Source organism: Roseomonas sp. GC11, assembly GCF_024437745.1.
In the GTDB taxonomy this organism is placed as follows: domain Bacteria; phylum Pseudomonadota; class Alphaproteobacteria; order Acetobacterales; family Acetobacteraceae; genus Pseudoroseomonas.
In genome coordinates, this window is the sequence record NZ_JANFNY010000135.1 from 1 (window position 1) to 7,897 (window position 7,897).

A 7,897-nucleotide genomic window follows, 5' to 3' on the forward strand; every position below is an offset into this window, starting at 1 on the left:
GCGCCGCCGGTGGCGCTGCGCGCCGGCGCCACCGCCTTGGCGCCATGGCCGGGCTTGGCCGAGGCCGCCGCGCGACCCTCCTGCCGGTTGGGCGCGGCCTCGGCGGCGGGAATCGTCGCAATGGCCATCAGGCCCAGCAGGCAGAGCGGGATCAGTCGCATGGCAGCTCCTTTCGGCCCGGATCCACAGCCCCTCATCAGGTGAGGTGCGGCAGGCCCAGGTAATCGTGGCTTTGCATTTCCATGAGGCGGGAGGCGGTGCGCTGGAACATCGCCGCATTCTCCCCCTGCTCATAAAGACGGTCAGGCTCCGCCGCGGCCGAGGCGACCAGCTTGCAGCGGTGCTCGTAGAGCGTGTCCACCAGGGTGATGAAACGGCGCGCCTTGTCGAAATTGTCCGGCCCGAGGCGGGGGATGCCGTCCAGCACCAGCGTGTGGAAATGCGTTGAAATCGCGAGGTAATCGGCCGGGCCGAGCGGCAGGCCGCAGAGCGCCTCGAAATCCGCCCGCGCGACACCGCCCACCGCCTGCGGCACCCGCACCTTGCGGCCAAGGACGGCGATCTCCTCCGGCCCGCCATGCGCCTTGCCGGTCAGTTCCCTGAAGGCGGCATCCAGCGCGCGCTCGGCGCGGCCATCCACCGGGCTGTGCCAGGTGGGCAGGCCCTGGATGCGGTTGCGGCGGTAATCCTGCTGCGACTGCAGGTGCAGCACCGCCACATTCTTATTGATCAGGGCGATGAAGGGCAGGAAGGCATCCCGCCCCGGCCGGCCCTTGAAGAGATCATCCGGCGCCGTGTTGCTGGTGGCGACAATCACGGTGCCGCGCGCGAACAATGCCTCAAACAGCCGGCCCAGGATCATCGCATCGGCGATGTCATGCACCTGGAACTCGTCAAAGCAGAGCAGCGAGGCCTCGGCCAGGATACTGTCGGCCAGCGGCGGAATCGGGTCCGCGCTGTCGCCATGCTGCTTCTTCCAGGCATGGATGCGCTGGTGGGACTGCTGCATGAACTGGTGGAAATGGATGCGCTTCTTCCGCGGCACATCGGCGCAGGCGAAGAAGAGGTCCATCAGCATGGACTTGCCGCGCCCCACCTCGCCCACGAGGTAGAGGCCCTGGGGCGCATTGCCCGGGGCTTCCTCGACCGGCTTGCGGCGCAGGAAGCGGCTCATGAAGCCGCCCCCCTGCGGGGTCGGCGGCTCCTGCCGGGGCTCATAGCCGCGCGTGCGGCGCCAGAGATCCTGGAGCGTTTCCGCGGCCAGGGCCTGGGCAGGATCGGAACGCAGTTCGCCAGCCGCTACCTTGGCACGGTAGGCGGGGAGCGGACCTTCGGCGGTGGACGGGGCAGACGCCCCCGCCCCGGGCTTCAACGGGCCTTCCATCGCGGTGCGGCATAGCCTGCCCCGGCCGAACCGGCAACCGCGTCTTCACATCCCGCCACAAGCCACGGAAAGCAGAGAGCTTTCCCGCCAAGCCCCCGCCGAACCAAGGCCCCGCGCATCTTTCTACCGGGGCGATGGTTAAGGAAGCATCACATCATACCGGAAAGACCAGCCCCATGGACAAAAGCCGCATCCAGACAGGCGCCCAGCTCCGCGCCCCCGGCGGCCGCGAGATCGGCCAAGTGCAGGGCGTGGAAGGAGATTTCCTGGCGCTGCGCCAGCCCGACGGCGCCACCGCCTACCTCCCCCTCAGCGCCCTCGCCGAGAGCGAAGGCCCCCACCTCACCACCCTGCTGCCCTTCGATGCCGTCACCTCCCTGCTGCAGGAACGGCCCGAGCCAGGAGAAAGCGGCAGCAATGCCGTGGCGTCTTCTTAAGGGATTTTAGGATTTTCTTTTTCTGAAGAAAAAGAAACAAAAAGACTTCTTCAGCCTGGCGTCCCTCTTCAGGCCCGAGGCGGGACGCTTACTGAAAAAAAGTTTTTGGTTCTTTTTTCCAAAAAGAACAAATTTCCGTGATCAGAAGTCCAGATCCGCGTAATGCGGCGGCGGGTTCACCCCGCTGACCCGGTCCGCCAGCAGCGGGCGGAAGGCCGGGCGGGACTTCACCTTGGCATACCAGTCCTTCGCCGCGTCGTTCAGCGCCCAGTCCATATCCCCGATATAGTCCAGCGCCGAGAGATGCGCCGCCGCCGCCAGATCCGCCAGGGAGAGGGAATTGCCGGCGAGCCACAGCCGCGTCTCCGCCAGCCAGCCAAGATAGTCCAGATGCGGCTTGAGGTTGGCATAGCCCGCGCGCAGCGCCGCCGCATCCGGGTTGCCCCGGCCCATCAGGCGCTTCCACTGCTTCTCGACCAGCAGGTTGTCCATCACCTCGCGGAAGAACTTGCCGTCGAACCAGGCGACGAGGCGGCGCACCTCCGCCCGCTCGCCCAGCGTGCGGCCCAGCAGCGGCAGGTCCGGATAGGCTTCATCGAGATATTCGCAAATGGCGTAGCTGTCGGCCAGGACCAGCCCGTTCTCCTCCACCAGCACGGGCACGGTGCCGGCGGGGTTCATGGTCATGAACTCCTCGCGCCGCTCCCAGACACGCTCGATTCGCAGCTCAAACGGAATCCGCTTCTCGGCGAGGACGAGGCGAACCTTGCGCGAATAGGGGCAGAGCGGCTGGTGGTAGAGGATTCTCATGCGCGGCGCCGGAAGCAGGAAACGGGGCGCCGCTTATCGCATGCACAACCGGGCGGGGCTAGCCAATCCTCACGGGAAGTTGCGCGAAAGGGCCAAGGAAATCATCCCTCTGCGCGCATCATATTCTTGACGAAACAAAAAAGCAGATCACCGCTCCGTGAAGCGGAGTCGCGGCCGCGCATGGAAAAGGGGCGGGAAGACCCCGCCCCTCCCCTCTCGCGCCTGGCCTGGCCTGGTTTGGCCTGGCCTTATTCGGCGGCGATGGCCAGGTCTTCCATCGGCTGCGGCAGGTACCTGGCGAACTCCTTCGGCACCACGTGCCAGAAGTGGCCGCGCTCGCTGGCCCAGTCATTCAGCAGGCGCGCCGCGTGGCGGGAGCCGGTCTCGGCCGCGTGCCGCCCGATCAGCCCCTGGAGGAAGCCCTCCCAATGCGCGGAGGAGAGGCGCTTCCACAGCAGCGTGTCCGGGTTCAGCCGGTGCTCGAAGGTGTTGTCACGGTCGTAGATGAAGGCGTGGCCACCGGTGAAGCCGGCGCCGAAATTGTCGCCCACCGCGCCGAGGATCACCACCACGCCGCCCGTCATATACTCGCAGCCATTGGCGCCGACGCCCTCCACCACCGCGGTGGCGCCGGAGTTGCGCACGGCGAAGCGCTCGCCCGCCTGGCCCGCGGCGAAGAACTCGCCCGCCGTCGCGCCATAGAGGCAGGTATTGCCGACGATGGCGTTCTCGTTCCAGACCAGCGGCGAGGAGGGCGCCGGCCGCACCACGATGGTGCCGCCGGACAGGCCCTTGCCCACATAGTCATTGGCGTCGCCCAGCACCTCGAGCTTCAGCCCGCGCACGGCGAAGGCGCCGAGCGACTGGCCGGCCGAGCCGCGCAGCCGCACCGTCAGGTGGCCCGGCTGCAGCCCGGACATGCCGAACTTGCGGGTGATCTTGCTGCTGATCTTGGTGCCGATGGCGCGGTGCGTGTTGCGGATGTTGTAGGCGAGCTGCATCTTCTCGCCCCGCCCGAACAGCGCCGCGGCATCGCGGATCATGTCGGCATCCAGCGTCTCCGGCACCTCGTTGCGGCCTTCCAGCGTGCAGTAGCGCGCATAGGGGCCGGCATCCGCCTGCACCAGCAGCGGGTTGAGGTCGAGGTCGTCGAGATCCTCCGAGCCGCGGCTGACCTGCTTCAGGAACTCGGTGCGGCCGATCACGTCCTCCAGCCTGCGGAAGCCGAGGCTGGCGAGGATCTCGCGCACCTCCTCCGCGATGAAGGAGAAGAGGTTGATCACCTTCTCCGGGCTGCCCTCAAACTTTTTCCGGAGATCTTCATCCTGGGTGCAGACGCCGACCGGGCAGGTGTTGGAATGGCACTGGCGCACCATGATGCAGCCCATGGCCACCAGCGAGGCGGTGCCGATGCCGAATTCCTCGGCGCCCAGCATGGCGGCGATCACCACGTCACGCCCCGTCTTCAGGCCGCCATCGGTGCGCAGCTTCACGCGGTGGCGCAGCCGGTTCAGCAGCAGCACCTGGTGCGCCTCGGACAGGCCCATCTCCCAGGGCAGGCCGGCATACTTGATGGAGGAGACGGGCGAGGCGCCCGTCCCGCCGGAATGGCCGGAGACCAGGATGGCATCCGCCTTCGCCTTGGCGACGCCGGCGGCGATGGTGCCGATGCCCGAGCGCGACACCAGCTTCACGCAGACCGAGGCCTCGGGGTTGATCTGCTTCAGGTCGTAGATGAGCTGCGCCAGATCCTCGATCGAATAGATGTCGTGGTGCGGCGGGGGGGAGATCAGCGTCACCCCCGGCGTCGCATGGCGCAGCTTGGCGATGATGCCGCTGACCTTGAAGCCGGGCAGCTGGCCACCCTCGCCGGGCTTGGCGCCCTGGGCCACCTTGATCTCGATCTCGCGGCAGTTGTTCAGGTATTCGGCGGTGACGCCGAAGCGGCCGGAGGCGATCTGCTTGATGGCGGAATTGGCGTTGTCGCCATTGGCGCGCGGCGTGGCGCGCGCCGGGTCCTCGCCGCCCTCGCCGCTGTCGCTGCGGGCGCCGATGCGGTTCATGGCGATGGAGAGCGTCTCATGCGCCTCGGGGCTGAGGGCGCCGAGGGAGATGCCGGGCGCGATCAGGCGCTTGCGGATCTCGGTGATGCTCTCCACCTCCTCGATGGCGATGGGCTTGCGCGCCTCGCTGCGGAAGTCGAGCAGGTCGCGCAGCGCCACGGGCGGCAGCTTGCGCACGGCCTCCGAGTAGCGCTTGAACATCTGGTAGCTGTCGCTCTCCACCGCGCCCTGCAGCAGGTGGATCAGGTTGCCGTCGAAGGCATGCGCCTCGCCCCGGCGGCGCAGCTTGTAGAGGCCGCCCACCGGCAGCACGGCGGCATCGGCCAGCCAGGCCTTGCGGTGCATGTCGAGCACGCGCCGCGCGATGCCGGAGAGGCCGATGCCCGAGATGCGCGACTGCGTGCCGGGGAAGAACTCCGCCACCAGCGCGCGGGAGAGGCCGATGGACTCGAAGTTCATGCCGCCGCGGTAGGAGGACAGCACCGAGATGCCGATCTTCGACATGATCTTCAGCAGGCCCTTGTCCACCGCCTTGCGGTAGGAGGCCACGCAGTCCTTCAGCGACTTCTTGCCGAAGAGGCCGCGGCGGTGCCGCTCGGCGATGCTCTCCTGCGCCAGATAGGCATTCACCGTGGTGGCGCCGGCGCCGATCAGCACGGCGAAGTAGTGCACATCCATGCACTCGCCGGCGCGGACATTGACGCTGGTGAAGGTGCGCAGGCTGTGGCGCACGAGATGCGTGTGCACCGCGCCCACGGCGAGGATCATCGGGATGGCCGCGCGCTCGGCTCCCTGCGCCTCGTCGGTCAGGATGACATGGGCGCAGCCGGAGCGCACGCCCTCCTCCGCCTCGCGCCGGATTCTTTCCAGGGCACGGCGCAGGCCGGCCTCACCCTCGGAGACGGCGAAGGTGCAATCCACCTCGCAGGCGGTATCCCCCATATAGCCGCGCATCGCCGCGAATTCGGCGTTGGACAGCACCGGGCTGTCCAGCATCAGCATGTCGCACTGGGTCGGGTCCTCGTCGAGGATGTTGCCCAGATTGCCGAGGCGCGTCTTGATCGTCATCACCCGCGTCTCGCGCAGGCTGTCGATCGGCGGATTGGTGACCTGCGCGAAGCTCTGCCGGAAATAATGGTGCAGGCCGCGATACTGGTTGGAGAGCACGGCCACCGGCGTGTCGTCGCCCATGGAGCCGATGGCCTCCGCCGCCTCCTCCGCCATCGGGTGGAGGATGGTCTCCAGCTCCTCCAGCGTGAAGCCCATGGCGAGCTGGCGGCGGCGCAGCGCATCGCCGGTCAGGACAGGGCTTTCATCCACATCGGCGCGGACGATGTCGTCGATGCGCGTGGTGCGGTTCACCCAGTCGCCGAAGGGGCGGCGGCCGGCCAGCAGGTCCTTCAGCTCGGTGTCGCCATAGAAGCGCGGCGCGTCGAGATCGACGGCGATGCACTGGCCGGGCCCGACGCGGCCCTTGGCGACGATCTCGCTCTCCGCCACCTTCACCATGCCGGTCTCGGAGCCGACGATCAGCAGCTTGTTGCTGGTGATGGTGTAGCGGATGGGGCGCAGGCCGTTGCGGTCGAGGCCGGCGATGGCCCAGCGGCCATCGGTGGCGCAGACGGCGGCCGGGCCGTCCCACGGCTCCATCACCGCGTTGCAGTACATGAAGAGGTCGCGATGCGCCGCCGGCATGGTGGCGTTGCTGCCGATGCTCTCGGGGATCAGCATGGCCTTGGCCATCGGCGCGTCGCGCCCGCCGCGCACCAGCAGCTCGAACACATTGTCGAGCGTCGCCGTGTCGGAGCCGCCCGCCTGCACGACCGGCTTGATGTCCTCCATGAACGGGTCGAGCAGCTCATGGGCGAGGCGCGTCTCATGGCTCTTCATCCAGTTGATGTTGCCATGGACGGTGTTGATCTCGCCGTTATGGGCGAGCATGCGGAAGGGCTGGGCCAGCCGCCAGGTGGGGAAGGTGTTGGTCGAATAGCGCTGGTGATAGATCGCGAAGCGGCTGACGAAGCGCTCGTCGAGCAGGTCCGGGTAGAAATCCGTCAGGTTCTCCGCCAGGAACATGCCCTTGTAGATGATCGAGCGGGCGGAGAGGCTGCACAGATACAGCTCCGGCACCTGGGCGGCGATGGCCTGCTTCTCGATGCGGCGGCGGATGACGTAGAGGTCGCGCTCCATCGTCGCGATGTCGCGCTGCTCCGGGTCCCAGATCAGGATCTGCTCGATCTCCGGGCGCGTCGCATTGGCCTTCTCGCCGATGCAGGAGACATCGATCGGCACCTGGCGCCAGCCATAGATGTTGTAGCCGGCATTGAGGATCTCGGTCTCGACGATCTGGCGGCAGCGCTCCTGCGCGCCGAGATCCGTCTTGGGCAGGAAGACCTGCCCCACCGCGATGCGGCCCGGGCGCAGCCGGTCGCCGCCGCGCTCGACCACCTCGGAGAAGAAGTCCTGCGGGATCTCGACATGGATGCCGGCGCCGTCGCCGGTCTTGCCATCGGCATCGACGGCACCGCGGTGCCAGACGGCCTTCAGCGCGTCGATGCCGGCCTGCACCACATCGCGGCGCGGCTTGCCATCCAGCGCGGCGACAAGGCCGACGCCGCAGGCATCATGCTCGGTGACGTCGAGATGCGCCACGCCGGAGAGAAGCTCGGCATTGCGGCGGAAGCTCTCGGCGAAGGCGGCACCGGTCTCGGGCAGGTTGCTCATGGTGCGATCCCTCTGGTCTCGCGGCCGGGCCAGGGAGCCCGGAAACAGCGTGGTGTTCGGTTCAGATCTTCAGGCCGCGGGCGCGCAGCTCTAGGCGATGCTTGGCCACAGCCTCACGCCCCACCTGCTCGCCCCAGCGGGCGCCGAAGGCCATGCTATCGGCGGTGACCTGGGGGGTGGCCTGCTTCAGCCGCTCGCCCAGCGGGGAGCGGTAGAAGGCGGCCAGCGCGCGCAGTTCGTCGGCGCTCATATGGCTGGCCCAGGCGGCGGCGGCGATATCGACCATCTCGGGCAGGCGCGCCTCGAATTCGGGCGCCAGCACGCTGTCGAAAATCTCCCTCACGCGCGCCGGGTTCTGGCCGCTCTGGGTGGCGACCAGATAGGCCATCTGCCGCATCGTGGCTTGGAGGGCGAGGCGCGCCTGCTCCAGCGAGCCATTGACCGCGACGAAGTCACGCGCGGCGGCCAGGGCCTCGGCG

At 67.9% G+C, this 7,897-nt stretch carries 5 protein-coding genes; 1 reads left to right on the forward strand and 4 read right to left on the reverse strand.

What is annotated here, in order from left to right; genetic code table 11:
* Positions 1-196: 196 nt before the first annotated feature.
* A complete protein-coding gene (zapE, locus tag NON00_RS23370; RefSeq protein WP_256025195.1) occupies positions 197-1,384 on the reverse strand; it encodes a cell division protein ZapE in 1,188 nt (395 codons plus the stop codon).
* A 176-nt stretch (positions 1,385-1,560) separates the two neighbouring features.
* Between zapE and NON00_RS23375 the strand changes: the two genes are divergently transcribed.
* Positions 1,561-1,821, forward strand: a complete 261-nt coding sequence (locus NON00_RS23375; RefSeq protein WP_256025196.1) for a hypothetical protein — start codon at positions 1,561-1,563, stop codon at positions 1,819-1,821.
* Positions 1,822-1,962: 141 nt separating this feature from the next.
* On the opposite strand, the gene NON00_RS23380 is transcribed toward NON00_RS23375, so the two are convergent.
* The 3 genes from NON00_RS23380 to NON00_RS23390 form a co-directional block, all read right to left on the reverse strand.
* Positions 1,963-2,631: a glutathione S-transferase family protein gene (locus tag NON00_RS23380; RefSeq protein WP_256025197.1), complete on the reverse strand. Its 669-nt coding sequence runs from the start codon at positions 2,629-2,631 to the stop codon at positions 1,963-1,965.
* Positions 2,632-2,879: 248 nt separating this feature from the next.
* Positions 2,880-7,418 carry a glutamate synthase large subunit gene (gene gltB, locus NON00_RS23385; protein ID WP_256025198.1) on the reverse strand — a complete coding sequence of 1,513 codons (4,539 nt, stop codon included), beginning with the start codon at positions 7,416-7,418 and terminating at the stop codon, positions 2,880-2,882.
* Between the two features lie 61 nt (positions 7,419-7,479).
* The coding region (locus NON00_RS23390; RefSeq protein WP_256025200.1) for a DUF2059 domain-containing protein at positions 7,480-7,897 on the reverse strand (418 nt) is incomplete at its 5' end.